At 69.5% G+C, this 24061-nt stretch carries 18 protein-coding genes and 1 tRNA gene; 9 read left to right on the top strand and 10 right to left on the bottom strand.

What is annotated here, in order from left to right:
• Positions 1-7: 7 nt before the first annotated feature.
• The gene (locus IC607_RS08770; protein WP_191786943.1) at positions 8-691 is read right to left on the bottom strand and encodes a Pr6Pr family membrane protein; all 684 of its coding nucleotides are present in this window, start codon (positions 689-691) and stop codon (positions 8-10) included.
• A gap of 232 nt (positions 692-923) precedes the next feature.
• Here IC607_RS08770 and IC607_RS08765 point away from each other — a divergent pair, with 232 nt between their 5' ends.
• The 4 genes from IC607_RS08765 to IC607_RS08750 all read left to right on the top strand — a co-directional run bounded on the left by IC607_RS08765 (position 924) and on the right by IC607_RS08750 (position 8262).
• Positions 924-1841: a hypothetical protein gene (locus IC607_RS08765; RefSeq protein ID WP_370526096.1), complete on the top strand. Its 918-nt coding sequence runs from the start codon at positions 924-926 to the stop codon at positions 1839-1841.
• Positions 1842-1863: 22 nt separating this feature from the next.
• Complete coding sequence (locus IC607_RS08760; protein WP_191786941.1) at positions 1864-3654, top strand: DNA polymerase Y family protein; 1791 nt, start codon at positions 1864-1866, stop codon at positions 3652-3654.
• Positions 3647-7270, top strand: a complete 3624-nt coding sequence (locus IC607_RS08755; protein WP_191786940.1) for an error-prone DNA polymerase — start codon at positions 3647-3649, stop codon at positions 7268-7270. The genes IC607_RS08760 and IC607_RS08755 overlap by 8 nt, the downstream gene beginning before the upstream one ends.
• A gap of 104 nt (positions 7271-7374) precedes the next feature.
• The gene (locus tag IC607_RS08750) at positions 7375-8262 is read left to right on the top strand and encodes a dihydrodipicolinate synthase family protein (RefSeq protein ID WP_191786939.1); all 888 of its coding nucleotides are present in this window, start codon (positions 7375-7377) and stop codon (positions 8260-8262) included.
• Between the two features lie 15 nt (positions 8263-8277).
• On the opposite strand, the gene IC607_RS08745 is transcribed toward IC607_RS08750, so the two are convergent.
• Complete coding sequence (locus IC607_RS08745; RefSeq protein ID WP_191786938.1) at positions 8278-9504, bottom strand: AI-2E family transporter; 1227 nt, start codon at positions 9502-9504, stop codon at positions 8278-8280.
• 131 nt (positions 9505-9635) lie between these two features.
• Here IC607_RS08745 and IC607_RS08740 point away from each other — a divergent pair.
• Positions 9636-9718 (top strand) — tRNA-Leu (locus tag IC607_RS08740).
• Here IC607_RS08740 and IC607_RS08735 read toward each other — a convergent pair.
• On the bottom strand, positions 9700-11337 hold the full coding sequence (locus tag IC607_RS08735) for a recombinase family protein (protein WP_191786937.1): 1638 nt from the start codon (positions 11335-11337) through the stop codon (positions 9700-9702). The two genes, IC607_RS08740 and IC607_RS08735, sit on opposite strands and share 19 nt — an antisense overlap.
• 909 nt (positions 11338-12246) lie before the next feature.
• On the opposite strand from IC607_RS08735, the gene IC607_RS17385 reads away from it, so the two are divergent.
• Positions 12247-12540: a DUF2511 domain-containing protein gene (locus IC607_RS17385; RefSeq protein WP_370526094.1), complete on the top strand. Its 294-nt coding sequence runs from the start codon at positions 12247-12249 to the stop codon at positions 12538-12540.
• Between the two features lie 1006 nt (positions 12541-13546).
• Here IC607_RS17385 and IC607_RS08725 read toward each other — a convergent pair.
• A complete protein-coding gene (locus IC607_RS08725) occupies positions 13547-14353 on the bottom strand; it encodes a hypothetical protein (RefSeq protein ID WP_191786936.1) in 807 nt (268 codons plus the stop codon).
• A gap of 397 nt (positions 14354-14750) precedes the next feature.
• On the opposite strand from IC607_RS08725, the gene IC607_RS08720 reads away from it, so the two are divergent.
• On the top strand, positions 14751-15395 hold the full coding sequence (locus tag IC607_RS08720; RefSeq protein WP_191786935.1) for a hypothetical protein: 645 nt from the start codon (positions 14751-14753) through the stop codon (positions 15393-15395).
• A 77-nt stretch (positions 15396-15472) separates the two neighbouring features.
• On the opposite strand, the gene IC607_RS08715 is transcribed toward IC607_RS08720, so the two are convergent.
• From IC607_RS08715 to IC607_RS08705, 3 genes are all read right to left on the bottom strand, one after another.
• On the bottom strand, positions 15473-18841 hold the full coding sequence (locus tag IC607_RS08715; RefSeq protein ID WP_191786934.1) for a hypothetical protein: 3369 nt from the start codon (positions 18839-18841) through the stop codon (positions 15473-15475).
• A gap of 244 nt (positions 18842-19085) precedes the next feature.
• The gene (locus tag IC607_RS08710) at positions 19086-19889 is read right to left on the bottom strand and encodes a DUF2637 domain-containing protein (RefSeq protein WP_191786933.1); all 804 of its coding nucleotides are present in this window, start codon (positions 19887-19889) and stop codon (positions 19086-19088) included.
• Positions 19890-19956: 67 nt separating this feature from the next.
• The gene (locus IC607_RS08705) at positions 19957-20190 is read right to left on the bottom strand and encodes a hypothetical protein (protein WP_191786932.1); all 234 of its coding nucleotides are present in this window, start codon (positions 20188-20190) and stop codon (positions 19957-19959) included.
• Positions 20191-20280: 90 nt separating this feature from the next.
• Between IC607_RS08705 and IC607_RS08700 the strand changes: the two genes are divergently transcribed.
• Positions 20281-20559, top strand: coding sequence for a hypothetical protein (locus IC607_RS08700; RefSeq protein ID WP_191786931.1), 279 nt, complete (start codon positions 20281-20283; stop codon positions 20557-20559).
• 267 nt (positions 20560-20826) lie between these two features.
• On the opposite strand, the gene IC607_RS08695 is transcribed toward IC607_RS08700, so the two are convergent.
• The 3 genes from IC607_RS08695 to IC607_RS08685 form a co-directional block, all read right to left on the bottom strand.
• On the bottom strand, positions 20827-21471 hold the full coding sequence (locus tag IC607_RS08695) for a hypothetical protein (protein WP_191786930.1): 645 nt from the start codon (positions 21469-21471) through the stop codon (positions 20827-20829).
• Positions 21472-21550: 79 nt separating this feature from the next.
• Positions 21551-22294 (bottom strand): TIGR02391 family protein, encoded by a 744-nt coding sequence (locus IC607_RS08690; protein WP_191786929.1) that lies wholly within the window; start codon positions 22292-22294, stop codon positions 21551-21553.
• Positions 22295-22385: 91 nt separating this feature from the next.
• Entirely contained in the window at positions 22386-22991 is a 606-nt protein-coding gene (locus IC607_RS08685) for a hypothetical protein (protein ID WP_191786928.1), read from the bottom strand.
• 561 nt (positions 22992-23552) lie between these two features.
• Between IC607_RS08685 and IC607_RS08680 the strand changes: the two genes are divergently transcribed.
• Entirely contained in the window at positions 23553-24008 is a 456-nt protein-coding gene (locus IC607_RS08680) for a GNAT family N-acetyltransferase (protein WP_191786927.1), read from the top strand.
• Positions 24009-24061 lie beyond the last annotated feature (53 nt).

The raw sequence follows: 24061 nt of genomic DNA, 5'->3' as shown, positions 1-24061 counted from the left end.
CGATCCATCATGGTCGGGCGCCCGCGTCCTCGCGCGACGAGCTGACGTCGTGGTCGTCGGTCAGCGTGTCGGAGGACAGGAGGGCCCGCGCGGGCATGAGGCGGTCGATGCCGACCAGGACCAGCCCGAGCACGAAGAAGCCGACCCCGTAGATGGCGACGTTGAGCAGCAGGCCGCCGTACCCGATGTCGGACACGTCGACGAACCCGTACGGGTACGCGCTGCCGGGCGCCAGCACGCCGCGCAGCGTGGTGAAGGCGCAGTACGCGACGGGGTAGAGCAGCCACCATCCGGCGTGGGCGATGCGCAGGCGGCGGTGGGGGACCATGAGCACGAAGTGCACGAACGTCGCGACGGGCGTCAGGTCGTGCACGATCTGCACCCTGGTCAGGCCGAGCGCAACGACCTCCGCGCCGGGTTCCGCGGGGGCGAGGATGAAGTAGGCGACCAGGCCGGTGATGAGCAGGAACAGGGTCACGGCGCCGATGAGCCACGCCGGAGGTCCGGTGCGGCGGGCCAGCGTGGCGACGCCGGCCCAGGTCATCACGACGGCCATCAGCAGGTTGGACTGGTTGGTGAAGTACACGTAGTCCGTCAGCCGGAGCTCCAGGCCGGTGCTGGGCGCCCAGAACAGGGCGACGAACGTGATGGCAGCCAGCGCCAGCCGGTACAGCCCGACGACGATCCGCATGCGTGCTCCTTCGGTCCGGACGCCGCGACGATGCGGCGAGCCGCACGGTATCGGGGCGCGCCCACGCGGGCCATCGGGCGCGCCGGTCGTGGTGCCGGAGCGGATTGACACGCCCGGGCGTGTGGGCGTCTACTGGCATACTCGAACAGACGTTCGAACGGCAGATGTCTTTTCGCTGTTCAACGACGTATGTACAGGTCAGCGTGTTGCGAAGGAGGTGGTGGAGGTGGCCGTGAGCACGACGAGCCGCGACGAGCGGGTCGCGCGGGCCCGTGCCGCGCTGGCACACGCCGAGCTCCGCACCGGGGCGCGCAGCGTGCTGACCCCGCCCCCGTCGCAGCACGTCGACCCGGCCGCGGTCCTGCGTCTGGCGGGGGACCCGAGCGGCCCGGCATCGTCCGCCGAGCCGCCGGCCTCGGAGGGTCTCGTGGGGCTCGAGAGTCCTCGTCCTGAGCCCAGCGCGACCGCTGACGTCGACGTCGACGCCGACACGATGCCCACCCCCCGGCGCACGTCGCTGCTCACTGCCGAACGACCGGCACTGCCGGTCCCGGACCAGCTGGCCGAGGTGCTGCCCGACGGGTTGCGCCGCGGGGCCACCACCGCCGTGCTCGGCTCCACGTCGTTGGTGCTGACGCTGCTGGCGCACGCGTGCTCCGGCGGGGCGTGGGCCGCCGTGGTGGGGCAGCCGACGATCGGGCTGCTGGCCGCCGCGCAGGCCGGGGTCGCGCTGGACCGGCTCGCGCTGGTGCCGCGGCCGGGCACCGAGGCGGTCGGGGTGCTCGCCGCGCTCGTCGACGGGGTGGACGTGGTGGTCGTCGGGCCGGACGTGATGCTGGGCGACGCCGACCGGCGGCGCCTGTCCGCACGCGCCCGCGAGCGTGGTGCGGTGCTGCTGCCGACGGTCGCGTGGGCCGGGGCGAGCACGGTGCTGACGGTGGAGCACGCCCGCTGGACGGGGGTGGGCGCCGGCGACGGGCGGCTGCGGACGCACAGCCTGCGGGTCTCGCGCACCGGTCGCGGTAGCGCCGCCGTCCCGCACGCGATCGACGTGACCCTGCCGCTGTCGCCTGGAGCTGCTGTTCGGTCCGATGCTGCCCGGCCCGTGGCCGAGCAGGCGCCGGAGCGCGCGCTGCGGCTGGTCGGATGAGGTGCGTCCGATGGAAGACCCGATGAGCACGCGCACCACGGTCCTGTGGGTCCCGGACTGGCCGGTGGTCGCCGCGGCGGCGGCCGACGAGGTCGACGCGCACCTGCCCGTCGCCGTGCACGACGGGCAGCGGCTGACCGCCGTCTCCGCGCTGGCCCGCGCCCAGGGCGTGCGCCGGGGGATGCGTCGACGCCAGGCGCAGGGCTGCTGCCCCGAGCTGGTGCTGCTGGTCGCCGACGACGTCCGTGACGTGCGGCTGTTCGAGCCCGTGGCTGCCGCCGCGGAGAGCGTGGTCGCGGGCATCGAGATGGTGCGGCCCGGGATGCTGCTGCTGCCTGCCGGAGGGGCGAGCCGCTACCACGGCTCGGAGGAGGTGCTGGCGGAGCGACTGGTCGACGCGGTGGCGCAGCGCACGGGGCACGAGTGCGGGGTCGGGACGGCCGACGGTCTGCTGGCGGCCGTTCTCGCGGCGCGCACGGGTGCGTTCGTCGCGCCGGGGTCATCGGCCGAGTTCCTGGCCGGGCGCGGGGTCGGCGAGCTGGTGCACGCCGCGGTCACCGACGAGGTCGCGGCGGCCATCGGCGACCTCGTCGACCTGCTGAACCGGCTCGGGCTGCGCACGCTCGGTCGGCTCGCGGCGCTCCCGGCCGCGGACGTGCACGCGCGGTTCGGGCGTCTGGGTGCCTGGGCGCACCTGCTGGCACGGGGCGACGACGAGCGGCCGCCCGCCCGCAGACGCCCCGAGGCCGACCTCGAGGTAGCCGCGGAGCTGGAGCCGCCGGCCGACCGGGTCGACACCGCGACCTTCGTCGGGCGCCGTCTGGCCGAGGACCTGCACGCCCTGCTGGTGCAGCACGCGGTGACGTGCGGGCGGCTGCAGATCGCGGCCCGCACCGACGAGGGCGAGGACCTGGTGCGCACGTGGCGCACCGACCTGGGCGGCTGGGGCGGCCTGACCCCCGCCCGCATCACCGACCGGATCCGCTGGCAGCTGGAGGGGTGGCTGTCGTCGTCGGCCGTGAGCACCGCGCGGAACCTGGCGGCCGACGCGCGCGCCGCCGGGGTGAGACGTCCGCAGGACCCCGACGACTGGCCGGCCGACCCGGGACCCGACCACGACGAGCACGGCGTCACCCTGGTTCGCCTGGCCGTGACCGCGCTCGACGTAGCCCCCGCGGGGGCCGAGCAGGGACGGTTGTGGGGCGGCCCGTCGGGCGGGGACCTGCGCGCGCACCGGGCGCTCGACCGGGTGCAGGGGATGGTCGGCGGGGCCGGGCTGCTCACCGCGACCCTGCAGGGTGGCCGTGACGTGCGCGACCAGGTGCACCTGCGTCCGTGGGGCGAGCAGAGCGACCCGCCGCGCCCCCTGGACCGGCCCTGGCCCGGCCGGTTGCCCGACCCCGCCCCGGCGACCGTGCTGGACCCGCCGCGTCGGGTCGAGGTGCGCGACGAGGCCGGCCGGCCGGTGGTGCTCGACGTGCGCACGGGCATGAGCGCACCACCTGCCTGGGTGCGAGTGCTACCGCCGGACCTGAGTGACGAGGGAGGCACGGCCGGCGCGAGAGGCCAGGCCGGGGCGAGCGCTCGAGCCGTCGAGCGCGGATCACGTGGCACGCGGGACGCCGACGCCCTCGCCCTGCGCCCGCACAAGGTCGTGGGCTGGGCCGGACCGTGGCTGCTGGGGGAGCGCTGGTGGACGTCGTCGGTCGGCAGCACGCTGCGGGCGCACCTGCAGGTCACCGTCGACGACGGGCCGGCCGTGCTGCTGGCGTGCGCGGCCGACGGGTGGACGTGCGAGGCCACCTATGACTGAGCGATCCCACCCGCCGCGGTACGCCGAGCTGCACGCGCACTCCGCGTTCAGCTTCCTGGACGGCGCCAGCCAGCCCGAGGAGCTCGCCGCGGAGGCCGCACGTCTGGGCCTGCGCGCGCTGGCCGTCACCGACCACGACGGGCTGTACGGCGTCGTGCGCTTCAGCCAGGCGGCCAAGGCCGTCGGGCTGCCCACGGCGTTCGGCGCCGAGCTGCACCTGCCGGCGCCGGACGGCCGGCGCCACGGCCGGGAGAAGACGCGCGCGACGCCCGGCCTGCCGGTGCTCGACCCGCCCACGGGCGTGCCGGACCCGCGCGCCGCCCACCTGCTGGTGCTGGCCCGGGGCCCCGCCGGCTACCGGGCGCTGTCCCGGTCCATCGCGGAGGCGCACCTGCGTACGGGCAGCAAGGGGGCTGCCGACTACCGTCTGGAGGAGCTGGCGGCGAACGCTGACGGGCAGTGGCTGGTGCTGACCGGCTGCCGCAAGGGCTCGGTGCGGCGTGCGCTCGCGGGCGGTGACCCGTCGAGCGCGGTCGGGGTCGCGACCGGCGGTGTCGAAGCTGCGCGCCGCGAGCTGGACCGGCTGACGGCGCTGTTCGGGCGCGACAACGTCGCCGTCGAGCTCACCGCCGCGGGCGACCCGTACGACTCCGAGCGGGCGGACGCGCTGGCCGAGCTGGCCCGGGATGCCGGACTGCCGCTGGTGGCGACCGGCAACGTCCACTATGCGACCCCGCGCGACGCGGACCTGGCCGCGGCACTGGCGGCGGTGCGGGCGCGCTCGTCGCTCGACGACCTGGACGGCTGGCTGCCCGGCGGCCCGGTGGCGCACCTGCGCTCGGCCACGGAGATGCTCGCGCTGCATCGTCGTCACCCTGCGGCGGTGACCACCGCCGCCGACCTGGCCGACGAGTGCACGTTCGACCTGTCCCTGGTGGCCCCCGACCTGCCGCCCTACCCGGTGCCGGACGGCCACACCGAGGCGACGTGGCTGCGCGAGCTCGTCCGCCGCGGCGCGCTCGAGGTGTACGGGCCACCCGACGCCGAGCGGGTCGCGGGTGCCTACGCGCAGCTCGAGCACGAGCTGCGCGTCATCGAGAACCTGCACTTCCCGGGCTACTTCCTGGTGGTCTACGACCTGGTCGACTTCTGCCGGCGCAACGGGATCATGGCGCAGGGGAGAGGATCGGCCGCGAACTCGGCGGTCTGCTACGCGCTGCGGGTCACGGCCGTCGACGCGGTCAAGCACGGGCTGCTGTTCGAACGGTTCCTGGCCCCGGAGCGTGACGGGCCGCCGGACATCGACGTGGACATCGAGTCGGCGCGCCGCGAGGAGGTCATCCAGTACGTCTACGCCAAGCACGGGCGCACGCACGCGGCGCAGGTCGCCAACGTCATCTCCTACCGGCCGCGGTCCGCGATCCGCGACGCCGCCCGGGCGCTGGGTCACGACGCCGGTCAGCAGGACGCGTGGGCGTCGTCGATCGAACGCTGGGGCAGTCTGCGGCCCGAGCCGGGACCGGGGCCGGCGCCCGTCACGGTACTGGGCGCCCCGGCGGCGGCCGCGGTGCCCGCACCGGACGTGTCGTGGGGCCGGCCGTCCCGCCCGCACACCGGGCACGCCGGACCGTGGCCCGTGACGCCTCGCGACCAGCGACGCGAGTCGCGCACGGCCATGTGGCAGCCCGGGCAGGTCACCGCCGACGGCCACGACGTGGTGCCCGCGGTGCTGCCGGCTGCCGCGAGCGACCTGGACGAGATCCCGGAGCAGGTGATCGAACTGGCCGAGCGGTTCCTGCGTCTGCCGCGCCACCTGGGCATCCACTCGGGCGGGATGGTGATGTGCGACCGGCCGGTCATCGAGGTGTGCCCGGTGGAGTGGGCCCGGATGCCGGGGCGCACGGTGCTGCAGTGGGACAAGGAGGACTGCGCGGATGCGGGGCTGGTGAAGTTCGACCTGCTGGGGCTGGGCATGCTCACGGCGCTGCGGCTCGGCTTCGACCAGGTGCACGAGCACGAGGGCGAGAAGCTCGACCTGCACGGCCTGCCCGACGAGGACCCGCGGGTCTACGACCTGCTGAGCGCCGCCGACACGGTGGGGGTCTTCCAGGTGGAGTCACGCGCGCAGATGGGCACGCTGCCCCGGCTGAAGCCGCGCACGTTCTACGACATCGTCATCGAGGTGGCGCTCATCCGCCCCGGTCCCATCCAGGGTGGGTCGGTGCACCCGTACATCGAGCGCGCGCAGGGCCGCCAGGAGGTCACGTTCCTGCACCCGTTGCTGAAGAAGTCACTGGCCAAGACGCTCGGCGTGCCGCTGTTCCAGGAGCAGCTCATGCAGATGGCGATCGACGTCGCGAGCTTCACGGGCGCCGAGGCCGACCAGCTGCGCCGGGCCATGGGCTCCAAGCGCTCCACCGAGCGGATGCTCGCCCTCCGGGAGCGGCTCATGAGCGGCATGGCCCGCAACGGGGTCAGCGCGGAGGTCGGAGAGCAGATCTTCGACAAGCTCAAGGCCTTCGCCGACTTCGGCTTCCCCGAGTCGCACGCCTACTCGTTCGCGTTCCTGGTCTATGCGAGCGCGTGGCTGAAGGTCTACCACCCGGCCGCGTTCTATGCGGGGCTGCTCGCGGCGCAGCCGATGGGGTTCTACTCGCCGCAGAGCCTGGCTGCCGACGCCCGTCGGCACGGGGTCGAGGTGCTGCGCCCGGACGTGCAGCGCTCGGACGTGCAGGCCGTCGTCGAGCGCCTGGGGCCGACGCCCGACGGGGGAGAGCCGCCGCTGGTGCCGGCTCCCAGCGGCACGGGCCCGGCGGTGCCGGTCGGCGTGCGGACGGGCCGCGCGACGGGAAGAACGAGACCGGACGAGCCGTCGGGCTCCTCGTCGGGTGCAGGGTCCGGCGCGGTGCGGTCGCTGGCCGTGCGGATGGGGCTCGTCGCCGTGCGCACCATCGGTGAGGAGCTGGCGCGGCGGATCGTCGACGAGCGCCGGTCGAACGGTCCGTTCGTCGACCAGCGAGACCTGGCCCGCCGGGTGCAGCTCACCACCGCCCAGCTCGAGGCACTGGCCACCGCCGGGGCTCTGGACGGCCTGGGGATCAGCCGCCGGGAGGGCCTGTGGGCCGCGGGTGCGCTGGCGCAGGAGGGACCGGACACGCTGCCGGGGGTGAGCGTCGGGGTCAAGGCGCCGATGCTGCCGGGGTTCAGCGACGTGGAGACGGCGACGGCCGACGTCTGGGCCACCGGCGTCTCGGTGGACTCCTACCCCACGCAGTTCGTCCGGGACCGGCTCGACCAGGCCGGGGTCCTGCGCGTCGAGCAGGCGTTCCGGCACGAGGAGGGCCGACGGGTGGCGGTGGCCGGTGTCGTCACGCACCGCCAGCGTCCGGGGACGGCCGGTGGCGTGACGTTCCTGTCGTTGGAGGACGAGACCGGGCTGCTCAACGTGGTGTGCACGGCGGGGCTGTGGAGCCGGTTCCGGGTGGTGGCGCGCACGTCCAAGGCGTTGGTGGTGCGGGGCCGCCTGGAACGGGCCGACGGCGCGACCAACCTGGTCGCCGAGCACCTGTCCCCGTTGTCGCTCAAGGTGCGCTCGTCGTCCCGGGACTTCCGATGAGCCGGACGCACCCCGCGCCAGGACGAGCGGACACGCGTGGCCCGGGACGCACGACGACCGGAAAGGGGCGGCCGCCACGGCGCCCACCCCGTTAACCTGCGAGCGTGCTCGGACCACTCGTCGCCTACCTGCCCACACCTCGCACCGCCGACGGCGGCGTCGGGGCGGAGTCGCTCGGCGTGCTCGTCGACCGGGCGGTGTCCGCCGGCGTCGACGGGATCGCCGTCCTCGGGTCGTCGGGAGGCTTCGCCTACCTCGACCGCGCACAGCGACGCACGGTCGTGGACGCGGCGGCGGAGGCCGTCGACGGCCGAGTCCCCGTGCTGGCGGGCATCGGCGCGCTCACCACGCGGGCGGTCCTCGAGCACGCCGACGACGCGTCACGCGCGGACGCCCTGCTGCTCGGCACGAGCGCGTACCTGCCCCTGACGCCCGACGAGGTCGTCGGCCTCTACCGCGACGTCACGGCCCACGCGGCCCGACCGGTGTGGGCGTACCACAACCCCCGCACGACCGGCGTCGAGATGAGCACGGAGACGCTCGCACGCATCGCCGCGCTGGACGGGATCGGTGGCTTCAAGGACCGCGGCACGGATGCGGCCGACCTGCGGCGGCGCTACGACGCGCACCGAGCGGCCGTGCCCGACGACGTCGAGATCGGGTTCAGCGGCGACGCGCTCGGGGTCGAAGGGCTGCTCGTCGGCGCCCGCACCTGGCACTGCGGCCTCGCGGGGATCATCCCCGAGCCGTTCGTCGCGATCGCGGCGGCGGCCGTGGCGGGCGACCGGGCCGGTGCGCTGGCTGCCGTCGAGCGGCTGAGGCCGTGGACGGACCTCGCCGCGACCTGGGGAGCGGCTCGCCTCGCGGCCGTCGTCGGCCCGCTGCTCGGGATCGAGATGGGCGATCTGCCGCGTCCGCTGCTGATGCCGCCCCCGGGCGTGCGCGACCAGGTGGCCGCCCGGCTCGAGGATCTGACGGTGCTGCGGGCGTGACCGGGGCGGTCCGGGCTACTTCTGCTTGACGGGCTCGTCGTCGTCGATCTGCTCGTCTCCGTCGACGGGTTCGACGTCGTCGGTCGCCTCGTCGGGGGCCATCGGCGGATCGATGCTGCGCAGGCGCGAGAAGATCGCCCAGAACACGGCGACCAGCGGCACAGCGATGACCGCTCCCAGCAGACCGCCGGTCAGCGTGCCGGCGGTGACCGCCAAGGCGATGACTACCGGGTGGATCGAGACCTGCTTGCCCATGATGAAGGGCTGGAAGATGTGGCCCTCCAGCTGGCCGATCGCCGCGATCCCGAGGCCGACGAACAGTGCGGACCACAGCCCGTTCGCCGCCAGCGCGACGATCATCGCGATCACCATCGCGGTCGGCGCGCCGACCAGCGGGATGAAGGCGCCGATGAACACGAGGACGGCGAGCGGCGCCGCCAGGGGGACCTGCAGCACGAGCAGCAGGATGAACGCCAGGGCCCCGTCGGTCAGGGCGATGAGCACCGTGCCGCGCGTGTACCCGGAGAACGTGTACCAGCCTGCGCCCCCCGCGACCTGCCAGGTCTCCCGCGCCCGCTGCGGGAGCTGGTTGAGGAACCACGTCCACATCTCCTTGCCGCGGGCCAGGAAGAAGACGGTGCAGAAGATGGCGAGCGCCAGCGCGGTGAAGATCTCGACGACCGAACCGGCGCGGGACGCGGCCTGCGTCGCGAGCTCGCCGGCGTGGTCCTGGAGCCACTGCTGGCCCGAGTCGATCCACTTCACGATCTGGTCGTTGGTGATCGTGAACGGGAGCTTGCCGCTCTCGAGGAAGTCGGTGATCTGCGTGATGCCGGTGCTGAACTGCTTGGACAGGTCGTCCCACTGGTCGACGATCGAGTAGCCGACGTAGGTGAGCAGCCCCAGGAAGAAGACGATCCCCGTGAGCAGGCCGAGCCCGGTCGCGAGCCCGCGCGGCATGATCTTTCCGTACCAGTCCACCAGCGGACGCAGCACGGCCGTGAAGACGCACGCGAGGAACAGGGCGACGAACAGCAGCAGCACGTGCCACACCGCGTAGAAGACGATGCAGATGGCGATCACGACGATGATGAGCCGCCACGAGATCCCCGCGAGCGAGCGCAGCCACTGCGGCGCCGTCTGCTCGTTCCCGTACGGGGGATTGCGTCGCGCGCCCGCGACCCTGCGGGCAGCGGGACTGACGAACTGCCTGGTGGAACGGTCGCCGGCGGCGTCGCTCATGGGTCCTCGTGCTCTCATGTCGGGATGCTCCGGCCAGTGTGCACCGCAGGGCCGATGCATGCTCGGCAGCCGCGCCGTGCTATCTTTTCTGCCGCACCTCGGGGCGCCTACGGGCTCCCGGTGGTCCACCCGTCCGGGTGGCGGAATGGCAGACGCGCTAGCTTGAGGTGCTAGTGCCCGAAAGGGCGTGGGGGTTCAAGTCCCCCTCCGGACACGGCCAGCGACACGACCTAGGTCGACCGTCGCGGACACGAGTTGGGCCTGTGGTTGGTACTCCAGCCGCAGGCCCAGTTCTGTGTAGAGGAGTCCGCGCTCGTCGTCTGTCGCCGCGGTCAGTGCTGCTGCGATGCCACCGACGTCCCCGATGATGGTCTCGACCTCCCGCGCGGTCAACGATTGAACCGGGCGCGCCAGGTCAGCCACTTGGGCCTCGAGAGTCGCCTTCTCAGTCTCACGCTGCTGCAACTGCGCCACGAGGGCGTCGGAAACTATGCCGCGCTCGATGGCCGTCATGATGTTCCCGATGGCGTCCTGCGCCTCCCGGAGCCTGCGTCGGAGCGAAACCAGTTCGATGGGCTCGGCTTCGGTCTCCTGCTGGTCGGCAAGCCACTGAGGGTCGTTGAACGTCTCGGCAATCCAAGCGTTGAGACTCGGCAGGACGGCATCCTGGTTGAGGTAGACGGTCTTCGGGTGGTTCGCCCACTCCGGCGGTAGAGACCGGCCTTTGCCGAGTTCGCAGCGGTACAGCGTCCGTGCCGGCTTGCGGTACGACCCCTGCATGCGCGTGCCGCACTCGCAGAACAGCAGTCCACGCAGCGGGTAGGCGTGGGCGCTCTCGCGCGGCTTCGTCGTTCGTGACCGTGTGGGGCCGCCAGCCAGGCGCAGTTGCGCCGCCTCGAAGGTCCGAGGGTCGACCAACGGTTCGTGGGTCTGTCCATTAACGGGGGCTGTCCACTGCTCGCGGTCGCGCCACCGCATGCGCGTGACGTTCCCGGCAGCGACGTCGTCGAGGTCCATCAGCGTCTCGAACTTCTCTTGCTTGCCCCACATCCGCACGCCCGTGTACACGGGGTTCGCGAGGATGGCTCGAACGGTCCCATGCGACCAGCCGCGAGGGTCGCGATGGGAGTTGCGGTCGGGGTCGTACGCAGAGGGGGAGGGGACCCCGGCGTCGGTCAGGTGCTGCGCGATTGACCGGAAGCCTTCTCCGGCGGCGTACAGGTCGAAGATGTGCGCGACGTGCGGAGCAGTCACAGGGTCACGCTCGAGGCGGTGCGCACGTTGACCAGCAGCCGCCTTCGACCTGTTCGGGTGAGGGCCAGCGTCGGCCAGGCGGTAGCCATATGGCGGCCGCCCGCCGAGGTGGCGGTCGGTCGTTGCCGCGAGCTCGTGCATCGACGTCTTGGTGCGCGTCTTGACGCGGTTGCGCTCGCCTTTGGCCATGCCGCCGAAGAGGCTCATGACCATCTCGTGCGCCTCGGAGTCGGGGTCGACCTGTCCACCGACCTCTGGAACGAAGAGCGCGACGCCGTGGTGCGTGAGGAGCGGGAACGTCAACGCAAACTGGGCGCCGTAGAACGCTCGCTGCGGCTCTCCCACGACGATTCCGTCGAACGTCCGACCTGACGCACTGAGGTCCTTGAGGAGCCTCGTTGCTTCGCGTCGGCGCTTCCATGGAAGGCTTCGTGACTCTCCGATGTCGAAGTACTCCGCCACGATGCGGTGTCCGAGCGGCTCGACGAGGTCGCGCGCGCGCTTCACCTGCCAGGCGCGGGACGCTGCGGGGTCCTGTGTGTCCTCGGTGGAGCAGCGGCCGTAGAAGACCAGGTCCATGCGTCGCTCCTTACGCTGCGCTTGCGACGTTACCGGCGGCGCGAGCACGCTGGTGAACGTTGACGAGGAGCGTTAGGAGTGTCTGCGCTGCGGCGGCAGGCGGCTGGTATGCGGCGGGGCCGATGAAGCGGACGACCTGGGGGAGTGGGAGCGTGGTGGGGGCTGCGATGTCGTCTGGCACGAGCCGGCGCGGGCTCGAACCCGCGGTGCGGTTCGTGGATGTCATGGGTGGAACGCTACCGGTGGGATCTGACAGAAACCGGTCCTGACCTGCAGTTTTACTAGCACACTGGCGTGCTAATAGCACCCTGGCGTGCTAATCGAGCGCGCCCACCTGCACGTCTATACGTACAGGTGTTGCGCACCTCCCGGTTCCAGTGTGCAACACCCGTCCCGAATGTCCGTCTCGGATCCTGAGAACGGCACGCTAGCGTGCTAAAAGGGCAGGTCAGAGCGCCAGACCGCACACCAGTTCGACCCCCTGGCTTCCCGGACGTACCGTGGCCGGCATGCCACTGTCAGGAGCGGTCCCGCCCCGGCCACGCTGGTGGCAGCTCCGCGCCGGCGGCTGGCAGCTCGTACCGCCGGTCGCCTGCCCGAGGTGCGGGACCGGGTGGCCAGTTGATGGTGGCCGGCGCCCCAGGGAGACCGTCGTTGGCTGCGGGTGCGCCTCGAACGGCACCACAGCGTATGGATCTCCGGCTCGTGCGGCGTCTGGACCGCCGAAGGCTGCACAGACGTCACACGGTGGAGCCTCGGCACCTACCCCGGCAGCATCACCGTCGAGCAGCGCGTCGGAGTGCCAGGGCGAGAGTGAGTTCACCCGGCGATCTCTGCCTCACGCGCCGCGCCGCTCGATTGGATGGGGACATGCATGGTCGAGTCGCAGTCCTCGCAGCGTGCGTCATAGTGACGATCGCTGGATGCTCATCCGAACCAACGACCAAGACCGTTGATGCGGACACCGCCCAAGCACTCGGCTGGACCTGGCCGCTGTCGGTCGATGGCGGGAACATCGTGTGTGCCGGCTCCAACCAGCTCGTCTTCCGCGTCGACGGCACCGACTACGCCCTGAACGGCCTGGCCAAGAGCGGTGGGTACCAGATCATCGACCCCATCTGGCTGGACGACCCCGACGTCGCTGGGCTCAAGATCGACATCTCCGGCCTCACAGACTTCGGACTCACCGCCTGTGGCTACTGAGCGTTCCACGGGCATCTACGTTCTGACAGGCTGGCGGAACCCCGTCTACCTCGGGTACGTCTGGCGAATCTGGCCCGGGAACACCTCGTTCTACGTGAAGCCGCGCGCTCAAGCGCTCGGAGGCTTCAAGATCAGCCTTCACGGACCGGACGAACGCCATGCCGCACCAGGCTTCAAGCTCGGCTCTGACGGCGCGACACCAGCGGACACGGCGACCGTGGCGACGGTTGGCTTTCTCCCTGCCTGGTTCGACGGTGAGCTCGTCGCGCCCGGTGTGCGCCGCGTCATACGGATACGCACGACGTGGGACCTCTTCGAGGACGGCGTGCCTTCTGCTCCAAGTGCTGGCGAGGTTGCTGGCGGCTTCGAGGCGCACATCGCAGAACCCCCTCCACCCGGCTATGCGACCGACATCGACCTCTTCGTGTGCGAAGGTCTGCCATGGTGGCCGCGCGAAGCGGCGGCCCGCGAGGCCAATGCAGCACTAGGCCCGCTTAAGAACGGTGCTGGTCAGTGGCTCACGGGTCTGGTCGTCCGTCGGGCGGTTCCGCGGTTCCCGACCCCGTCTCACATGCTCGGGCGTGAACCCCGCACTGCCTCAGACACCGTCCGTGGAATCTCGGCCGGGATCGGCGAAACTGGCTTTGCTTGGCTATCCGAACAGCGACTGTCGCGAAAATGGCTGGTTCGCGGGGGTCTACCGCCTGCGGCCCGCCCGTTGAGGCTTAGCCCCTTGAGCCCCGTCCTACCCGCCTCCTGCCAGCCCGAGTTTCACAAGTAGATCCTCGACCTGCTTGCTCGGCGTGAGCACCCAGGCGACTTCATCCTCGAACTCGCCGGCGAACCGTCGTCCTCGCCTTTCGCGCCGCGCAGCTGCTGCCGCCCCTTCGACCTCACCAGCACCCAGGTCGCGGCCTGTCGCATCGTCCATCACGTACCTCCAAGGGTCGGTGCGGGTCGGTGCGCCACAAGCGCGGGCAGAGTGGGTAGGGGCGTGGGAGGGGCGTCACGCCGCGGCCTCTGCACCGGTCTCGCGAGCGGTCTTGACCCACGACGCGACCCGCTGCCACGGCACACCATCGGCGACTGCGATCTCCCGGATGGTTTCACCGGCCCACATCCTTGCGTTCCAGGCGTGCCCCTGCTGGAGCGCGACCTGACGCTCAGCAACGAGCTGACCCTGACGTGCAGCCGCTCGCGCGTCCCGCTCGGCCTTGAGGTTGGCGCGGACGTCCTGCCGTTCGGCAGACTCATAGGTGGGATTCGCCGCCAGGAGCGCCCGGATACGACGGGTCGAGACACCAGCTTCCGAGGCGAGCTTGGCGTGCGCGTCAGCGACAGCGTTCCGCACCGGCACGCCCGCGCTCACGAGCGCCTGAACGCGCGCCGCATGCCGAGCACCAAGAGTCGCCGTGCGCGCTTCTCGGAGACGCTTCGCGATACCGCGCTTCGGGTCGGCCAGGGCGCGGTCCACACGGGCGAGCATCCGGGCACGTCGAGCCAGGTCCGTGTGCCGCATCGCGCGGTCGAGCAACCGGTCGAGCTCACGAAGGGCCAGGTCTACTGCCTGGTCGTCGGCCTTTTCCAGTACAGCCAGCGCACGGGCGCTCGTTGGGGCGGTCGCTGGGTTACGTGGCCAATGTGACCCCGGCACGGCACGCGCTTCACGCGCCGCTTCGGCCTGCTCCGCACGCGCGGCGTCCAGGTCTTCCTTGCTCGTTTCGACCATTACGGGTGCAACCCACCGCATCACGGCGTCGTAATCCGGGTCAATGCCTGGACGGGTCGGGGTGTCGCTTTCGGCGATGCTCATTTCGGGGGCTCCTGTCTATACGTTCGTCGGCTGCTCCTAATCGTAGCCGGCAGTTCCTACGGTGACGGAACAGGGTGTTCCTTGGGATGTGGGAACTGCCGGCTATAGTTAGTGCAGAACGCAAAGCCAATCCCGGCGAACGCGTATAGACGAAAGGCACGACAATGACTCTCCGCACCGCACTCAGCACCCCCGTCCCCGGCTCGGACCGCCTCGAACGATTCGCAGCTCGTCGCCCACTCGCCCTGATCATTGCCGGCTTTGCCGCCGGCATCGCCTCGGTCGTCGCAGCAACCGCCCTCACCCGCTAGCGCTCATTGCGTCGAACCGACCGACGCGCACCGTCAAGAACACCCAGCCCCCAACCGATGGGAGCACCAGACCAAGGAGCCCAACCGTGAAGACCGCAAAGAACCTCGTAGCCCTACCGACCGCACTCGCCCTTGCGCTCGGCCTCGCACTCACGCTCGCCGCGTGCAGCGGCAACGACAACACGCCCACTCCGGTCGAGACCAAGCCGGCTGCCATCGCGACCACCGAGGCGCCCTCCCCGGTCGAGACCCCGGCGCCGGCACCCGCGGCGGCACCGAAGGCTGGCGACACGGTTCTGACGATGGACCAGCAGGCCGCAGCAGAGAAGGCGGGCCTCAAGACCTACCCGCTGGCGCACCGCGGTGCCATCGTGTTCGACCCGACGAAGCCGTTCACGAAGGCACTCAGGGCCGCTATCGCTGAGCCTGTCGTTGAGACGGTCAAGGCCGCGGGTGAAAGCACCGTGACCTCGAGCCAGATCCGTCCGTTCGCAGATGCCGCGAGCGAGGCGACGGGCAAGACCGTCCTGGTCATCTACCCGCTGTGGATCCAGGACAAGCCCGCTGGGCAGCCCGCTTCGACCTACTACGGCGCGGCGAGCAGCGTCCTGGTCACGCTCTTCAAGGAGACGAGCTCGTCCACCCTCAAGGGCGCTATCGCGAACACCGAGGCATGGGTCGCGAAGCAGAAGCACCCGGAGAAGTTCGTGATCGTCGTCGCCGACAAGTAAGCATCTCGACGCACCGACAACGAAGGGGCACCCGGCTATCTGAGCCGGGTGCCCCTTCGTTCTGTCATGCAGTGCTCCTAGAAGTTATCCCACGACGTACGCGGCCCCACCCATCCCGGTGGTGTCCACGAGACCTTGGCCCAGCTGGACCAGTCGCTCCATCCAGCGGAGTTGTGAGCTCGGCTGTGAACTACTGCAGCGTCGTTGTCCGCGTAGTTGATCTGCGTGTAATCACCGCGGTCATTAGTGGTGACGTCACCGCCCGGTTCGACCGAGTTCTTGGTGTACGTGAAGTACGACCAGTGGCCTTCCTGCCAGAGGTAGTTGCCGAGCTCAATCTCGTAGGAGGTCGCGCCAATCGACTGGCACCACCCGTACGACAGGTATCCGTTGGAGGATGACGGCGACGCAACCACGCTGCACCCAGGCGCGATGGGCTTCCCCTGCTTGATGGTGACGTTCGCGCAGCCGCTGGATGCCTTGTTCGTGTTGTATCCGTCGGTAACCTCTGAGTATGCCTGGATGTTGGTGTACGTCTTCGCGCCGAGGCCGCTGAACGTGTGGTACTCGCTGTACCACCCTTGACCGTCTACGTACACACTGTCGCCACCCCATACCTTAATGCTGCCAGGTGCGGTGTTGTCAGTCACGGAGTAGTAGCACGACGCGTAGGCCGGTTCGAGAGGCTTGGTCTTCGCGGGGCCGGAGTCGCTCGGGGAGACGTTGAAGCCGTCTCCGTTCTTCGCGTACGCGGTGAACGTGGTGCCGTCCTTCTGGTTGTAGAAGGCTGTTGAGCGTCCGTCCTGCCATCCGCTTCCACTGAGGCCGAGCTGCGAGTCGGCCGACGACCCGTTCGATGCGCTCATCGACAACTTGACCCAGTACGTCCCGGTGCTCTCAACGGTGAGTGCTGGTGTCGCCAGCAGGTCGGTCTTTGCCGTGGTGGTCGCTGAGGCTGTGTTGAAGTCGTCTGTCACCTTCGCTGTGACCGTGTAGGTCGTGTTGTCGACGAGGCTGTCCCAGTGCCAGTAGTCGGTGTCCGTGCACTGGTCGTTCGCATCGCAGCGGTTCCCGTTCCCGTTCGACTCACCGGTCTTGATGGTGCCAGAGCGGTCGATCGTGGGGGTAACACGCGAGCCAGTGACTGCGATGACACGCGCCTTGATCGCGCGCGTGCTCTGGAGCGTGCCGAGGTTGGTGGCCACTGCGGAAACCGAAGGTGGTTGCAACTCGTCAGTCGACGCGGTGGTTGTCTTGACCGAAGTGACGTTCACACCGTCCGTCGCTGTTGCTGAGACGGTGTAGCTGGTGTTGTCAGCCAGCGGGTTCCAGTACCAGTAGTCATCGGAAGTGCAGACCGTCGTCGAGCCTGCGACGCACTTGCGGCCGATACCGGAGTCCTCACCCGAGCGTGGCGTCGCGCCCGAGGTGCGCTTGATGGACGGTGTGTTGGCGGTGCCGTTGGTCGAGGTGACCTTCGCGACGATGCTCTTGGTGCGCTGCAACTCGCTGCCCGAGCCCGATGCGGACGCCGAGACGCTCACCTGAACGGCGGGGGTGGTCGCCGAGCATGGTGTGCCATCCGAAGCGCCCGTCGCATTGCTGGTCTTTGCGGTGAACGTGTGAGTGGTTCCGTCGGCGAGGCGGTCAACGTCCTTGGCCTTGGACGTTGCTGCGCCGCTCCACGCAACGGAGTATCCAGGCGCGGCGGTGCCTCCGGTTACGGAGTACCCGGTCGCTGTCGACACCATGGCCGCAGGGTTCACGGTGACGGTCGCGGAGCGAGTCGTGACGTTGCTGACCGTGCACGAGGTGGGGTTCGGGGGCCGCTGCGTGCTCGAATCCGTGGCCGACCAGACCGAGCAGCCCGCGATGTTGCACGTGCGTGCGCGGTAGAGGGTCGTGTCACCGCGGGTGCGCCCGGTGTCGTCCTTTGTCTTGGTCGCGTACGGCGTGCTCGTGAACGCGTCCGTGAACGCCTCTGCCGTCTGCTTGTGCTGCACGTCCCACGTTGCGTCGAGCGTCGCGGCGGGTGTGCCACCAGCACCAACCCACGCGACAGGTGCACCAGCCATTGGTGCTGGTGTCCACGTGACCGTGTTGGAGTTGTCCGTGTTCGGGCTGGCGCTCACGTCCGGCTTGATCGGTGCGGTGAACCCGACCGCACGAGATGAGTAAGCCCGCAGAGCGCCGCCGTACTTTGCGCTGTCCAGCTGACCAAGAGGAAGGTCGGCGCCCTCAATGGCGCCCGTGATGACCTGCTCCCATCTATTGACTGCCACAATCTTGTATCCATGGTTATGCCCAGCGCCGATGGCGTTGCCCCAACGGTCCTGCCCAACACCGTCGGTAAACGTGATGGTCGCACCAGTTCCGGTGACACCGGTCTTGAACAGCACGCCGTCGCGGTAGATGTCGTAGGAGGTAGCACCAGCAACTTCCGGCCAGGACAGGTCGATGTTGGCCGCGCGCCCAACGGCGGTCAGCGACGAGGGTGCCGCCGGACGCATGCCCGTGACGACCGCGTTCGACAGCGGCGCAGAAGCCGCCGAGCAGGTCGTGTTGAGGTCGGCCTGGACCACGTACTTCACGGACAGGCCCGGCGTCAGGGTGACGGTGTTGTCCGTCCACGTCGTCGTCCTCGGGTCAGCAATGAACGCTACCTGGGTCAAGCTGTTCGTTTGAGGCTGGCCAGTCGGCCACGTCACTCGCCAGACCGTCCAGCCCGTGGTGAGGGACGAGGTTGCGTCCGACCAGGTCAAGACGGGCCGGTTCAGCCCGACACCCGTCGTCGTGATATTCAGCAGTGGCGCGGCGGCGTACTCGGCGTCGCACGGGGCCGGGTTCTTTGTGACGGTGTTACGCCCCGTGAACGCCTGTGCGCTGTCGAGCGTCTGCGGCTTCGTCAAGCCCTTGAGCTGGGTTTCCAGGTGCCAGGAGACCGTTTTGATGCTCCGGGTGTTCGTCGCCGGAAGCGTGATGGCCCTGCCCTCGGCCGTCAAGTAGGAGAACGTCGTGGACCCGGTGTGCGACGTGAGGAGCGTCTCGGTCTTCTTCTCGAGGTTCGCGACGTCGCCGGTGCAGTCTTCCTGCCCGAACCAGTGCGTCGTCACGGCGAGCTTCCCGCTGGCGACGCGATAATCCCGTTCCACACACTGGCCGTCGAGCACGGTGTCGACGACGAGACGCTGCGACTCAGCCGTACGAATGGTGACTGCATGCCCGATGTCGCGGACGAGCTGACCGGACGCGTCGAGCGTCTTGTTCCACTGCGCCTGACGATCGGGAAGCGCCTGGGCGTCATGCGTGGCCCAGTGCGTCGATTTCGCGATGATGCCGACGAGTATGCCGAGCAGAATCACCACGACGAGTTGCTCCACCAGCGTGAGACCGGCGTCCGACCTGAGTGCGGCCCGCGTCCGGCGGGCCCAGTTTTGAAGGCCCATGGGGGGCCACCTCGACTTTCTGTCTTTCCCGCCTGAGCCCTGATGCCCTGACGAGGGGGTTTGAGTGCCCGCCGGTTATCAGGTCCCGGCGGGCGGTGCGCCATCGTGTTGGAGGTGGTCAACACGAGCCGCAGTTCTTGTTGGTGCGTTTCGTCTCGAACTGGTTCAGCGAGCCGGGGAACGCTGTGCCTGATTAGTCCAGAATAGTTGCTGCTACAGACGAAAACGCTGTGCCGGATTGGCGCTATACGGCCACGAGAATCGGCTCCCCGTCGTTCTGCTCGGCGGCATCCCGAATCCAGCGGCCCACGGTGGTTGCCGGAACGGCACCCTCCAGCTGCGCGGTGATGGCCCGGTGTGACAGTCCCTCGGCCGCGAGCCGGAGCACCTCAGCCTTTAGCGCCTCCCGCTCCGTCCTGCCTGCACTTCCCGCGCCCGTCGCGGTCCTGCGCGCACGAACCGGCTCGGCGTCCGTGGTCGGCTGGGTGGGAGCAGCCGCGGCGACCGGGGTGGCGGACTGGGCTGGCTGCTGCGCGACGACACGGGCTGCGCGACGAGCCGAACGCGACGGGGCCGGCACGTGCTCCTCCGGGCTTGCGATGACCGTGCGAGCCAGAAGCTCCGTGGTGAGCAGGATCGCGATAGGGGCGGCTACGGCAAGCGCTACACCCGTGAGCCGCTCCGACCCTGCGGCAGCACTCCCGAGTGCATGCGTCGCATTGCCCAGGATCGACAGACCACAGAACGCGGCCATGGCGAGCACCGCGATGACCGCGCTCGCCTTGTCCTTGCGCTCACGTGCGACGAGATATGCGAGGGAGGCGCCCACCAGGATGCCGTCGATGAACAACGGCACGGCGTACCTCTGCGAGCCGTGGATGTTCGCCCAGTTCGCCGCTGCGACCAACCCCGAGAAGCTGACCGCGATCGCGCAGACCCACACGCCGAGCAGCGCCAAGACCTGAACGACGAGCACCGTCATGGCGTCGGCGGGGATACGGGCACGGTGAACCGTCGGGCGGGCTGCGGTCTTCGGCTTGGTGCTCATGGGTGCCTCCTGGCGGGTGCTGCGGGTCTGGGGGCCTGGACCGTGGGTGCGGCGGCGGTTTGGGTCGTCACGCCGCACCCATGGCGGTTTCGAGGTTGGTCACGTAGCCGTAGGCGACCGGTTTGCCGGTGCGGCCTGTCCAGGCCCGGCCTACAAAGGTGAGCCGGGCCCAGGCGGTCGTTCCGTCTGGTGCGCGCAGTTCGATGAGGTCTCCGACCAGGTCCGCGAGGACGCGCGGGTCTCCGAGGGCGACCACTTCCCCGTGGCGGGTGTGGCGAGCATCGAACGTCTGCGAGTGCATCGGCTACTCCTGTCCTGTATCTGTGTCGCTACCTCCACAGTTTACAAGAACTGTCCGACATCCGTCACAGTTAACGCGTAGACTGGTCCTATGGCAGACGAGACCACCCCCACCGCGACCCCAGCCATCCCTGACGTCGCAGGGCTGGTCGACCTCCCAACACTCGCCGCACACCTCGGCGTCACACCCGCAGCCGTCCGCAACGCGCTCGCACGCGGTGTCACCTGGCTACCCGCGCCCGCCGGCCAGCTACACGGCTACGTATGGCGGCTCGACGACCTCGCGACGATCGACGAGGACCGCCCCAAACCCGGTCGCCCCAAGCGCTCGACCCCCGCTCCCGCGCCCACTTCCGAGGCCACACCGTGACCCCGCCGCTCATCCCGGTTGACGCAGTCGACCCTGAGGTTCTGACCGAACTCGCTGGACGGTGCGTACTGGTCGACGGGCTCAGGGACCCGCGCTTCCTGAGCGTCCGGCTCGTTGGCGCCCACGACACTGCACGCGCCGTCCTCGACGAGCACCTCTCCGCAACCGGTCAACGACCCACAGCCCGACTCGTCGAGCAACTCACAGGAGGCATCGCCGACATCACGGGCAAGGCGGGAACTGCGGCGTAGGCGCGGCTTGGCGGTTCTACAGGTCGTCGATCTCGTCGACGTCGTCGACGCCGGCCAAGTGCACCGAGAAGAGACCAACGTCTGCAACCGTGTCCGCGTTGGGCGCGGCCACAAAGACGTGCTGCGAGGACGCAACCCTCAACTCCACGTCATATTCACCCGCGCGGGATGCTGCGCTGGCGGCTTGCACGCACTCGTCGCGCCAGCCGTTGCTTGTCTTGCGAAGCGGACCGGGCCCAAGTCTCCACAGAATCAGATAGTTCGTCACTCGTAGGCCGTCGGCGGCCGGGAGGCCTGCCAACTTGCGCGAATCGTCGGCGAGTTTGCGGCGGCTGTACTCGCCGAACTCGAGCCGCGACTCTTCTGACCGCGCGGCGTTGAATAGGGCGACATCCACGGCGATAGGCCTACCGCGATTTCCGCTTGGGAACGGTCGTTCCCAGATTGCCTCGCTCCCGTGGAGCGCGAACGACTGCGCTCCCAGTTGGATGAAGGCATCGACAACTGATACCTCGTACTGCTTCGTCTTCGCGGCGTCGCGAATGGCAGTTGGAACGACGGTCGTGTGGCCGTCTCCGCTCCGATCAGAGGCGATCTGCAAGGTTCGTCGCTGTGCCCAGCGCTGGACATTCGTCAGCGTCATCGCCGCCTGCGTCAGCATCACCAGCTCATCGAGATTCCGGCGAGCCGTGTTCGTAGCGCGCCCCTTCCCAGCCCGGTACCTAACGACCCGCACTGATCTAGACCTCGACTGCTTCCGCCACGTCCGCGCCATCGATCCAACGCGCGAGGACGCTGTAGGCCGCGAGGCGCTCAAGCGCGACTTGCTCGTCGAGTTCGTCCGTTTCGTGGGCTGTGACGTTCCGAACGCCCTGGCAGAGGCCGACACCAAAGTGCATCGCGCCCTCCTGTACGGAGCGGTACGTCGGCGAGCCGTCATCTTCCACGACACGAAGCCGAGGCTTTCCAGGCGTCGGAGCCGACAGGCTGAGCGTCTGCTCGAACAGCGTCTTGTCGGCCACGTCGAACCGGCCCGTCTTTGCCTGCACCTGGGACGTGAGGCTCGACGCCACCGTGTGAAGAGCCGCGCGGAAGTGCCCGTCCTGCCAGAGTTTCATCGCCGGCTCCCACACCCAAGGGTGCAGGCCGCCCGCACTCATCTGAGGCGAGACGTCTCCAAGCTTCTCGGCGAGCTCCGTTTCGCGCTCCAAGGCCGCAAGCCCACGCGCTGCCCACTCTCGTAGTGACGCCCATCGCCTGGAGCCCTTGAGCCGAGGCTCCTTGGCAACCTCTTCACGCCATGCACGGAGAGTCCGGTCAAGGATCTGCTCAACGACGTGCGCTCGCTCCGCGATCTTCTCGCCGGACTCACGGGAGTGGGTGCCCAAGACGACAACGCCGCTTCCAGGGGTGTTGTCGTATCCGACTTGGTCCGTGGCGCGGAGGAAAGCGCGGAGTTCTTCGATCGCCCAGTCGCGGTCCATGGGACAGACGGTACTGCGCTCGACCGTCCAATCCCGGGTCGCCACCACCGAACCGTTCTCGACGATGGCGACCCGGGGCGTGAAGTCACGGTCAGTCGTCGTCTTCGCGCCTGTCAGCCATCTGCACGTGGATGTCGAAGTCGTCATCGGGGTAAACGTCCAGTGAGTACGGCACAACGACCGAGCCGTCGGGCTGACACTCCCGTTCGCCGACCTGCTTGAGGTCGTGCGCGCAAGCCAATCCGTGGGTCCACAGGTACCCCTCCACCGCCCGCACGAGACTGGACTCGAGCCGGTCCACATCCATCGGGTGGCGGCTCTCCGCTGTGACGCTGAAGCCGGTCACCGTCTGCCCGTCACCGTCCAGCACCGTCACATCCGCTGCGGGCACGAGCCACCCGAGGAGGTCCTCCGACGGCCGCAACGTCAGGTCGACACGCGCCTTCCAGCCGTCAACGCGGAACTCCCGCGCACGCTCCGCCAGAGCAGCCGGGTCAAACACGACCGGGTCGAACCGCAGAATGCCTCGGTTCTCGCCGCTGGCCCGGAGTTCGTCGGTTAGGCGAACGACATTCGTGATGCCGGCCAAGTCGCCTAGTGCGCGGGCAAGGGGCGCACGCATGTCGACGGTCCGGGTGAATGCCTGGTCAAGCGGCGGGGGGCCGGAAGTGCGAAGAGCGGAGGTCGCGAGGGTCAAGGTGTGGGTCCTTTGCGTTTTTGGGTCTGTCCGAGCGGTTGCTTCGACGACAAGAAACGTAAAGGACCCACACTCAAGGGCCAAGAATGTTCCCCACAGACACCCCAATCGGGCAGCCAGCTAGGCATCGGCGCTGATCAGCGGGTCGCGGCCACCCAACGTCGTCACGTCACCAACCCGGGCCGGCGGGACGCCCAGTCGCGTGCCGGCCCGGTGAGTCACTGGACGTACCGCGCCCAGCTCGGCCGGCGACCAGACGGGCGTCGCGACGTCAGATGCCAGCAGCGGCACTCGGGGCACGGATGGATCGCGACTGGGGCACGGCGACCCGGCGCTGTCCGGGCTCGGATGGCTCTCAGTGCACGGGCAGCAGCCCGCGGCGTCGGATACGGGAGCTTGGAGCAGGGCACGGCCACCTCGAACGGAGGTGGTGCGCGCCGCGCTCACGTCGCGGTCCGCACCGTGGGCCTGCCTCATCTGCGCGGCGCCAGGGACGGCTCGAAGCCGGGACGGGGCCAGGGTAGCGCCGGCGACCAGCTGCGTCGACGCTACGGTCGTCGCGTGAGTCTCGTTATACGCCCCGCTCAGGCCGGCGACTTTCCCGCTCTCGTGGCAGTGTTCGCGCACTGGCACGACGGACTCGTCGCGCTGAACCGCAACGGGCACGGATGGCTCGTAGCGGAACTCGACGGTGCGGTCGTAGGTGGCCTGCTTCAGCGGGAGTTCTGCGCATGGGACTCGTTCCTGGCGAACGTCGAGCATCTCGGAGATGCGGACGTTGTGCCGTTCGCGTCGCTCATGTGCATCGCCGAGACGCACCGAGAAGCGGGCATCGGCACTGAACTGATGACCTACTGGATCGAGGCCACGCCGTCGTGGGCACACGTCATCATGCCGGACGAGAGTGATGACGACTGGAGCAGGGCTCGCAGGGTGCGCTTCTTTGAGCGCCTCGGGTTCGTCTGGATGCCGACGACCCATGCGTCTCGGGCGCCGTGGCTAATGATCCGACGCTGAGGCGCCCTGGGATGCGGCGATGCCCGGGAAGCCGGTACGAGAGCAAACTCCGC

It is taken from the genome of Cellulomonas sp. JH27-2 (assembly GCF_014837175.1).
GTDB lineage: Bacteria > Actinomycetota > Actinomycetes > Actinomycetales > Cellulomonadaceae > Cellulomonas.
Note: the sequence above shows the minus strand (reverse complement) of the source record. Positions and strands in the feature narration are given on the sequence as shown.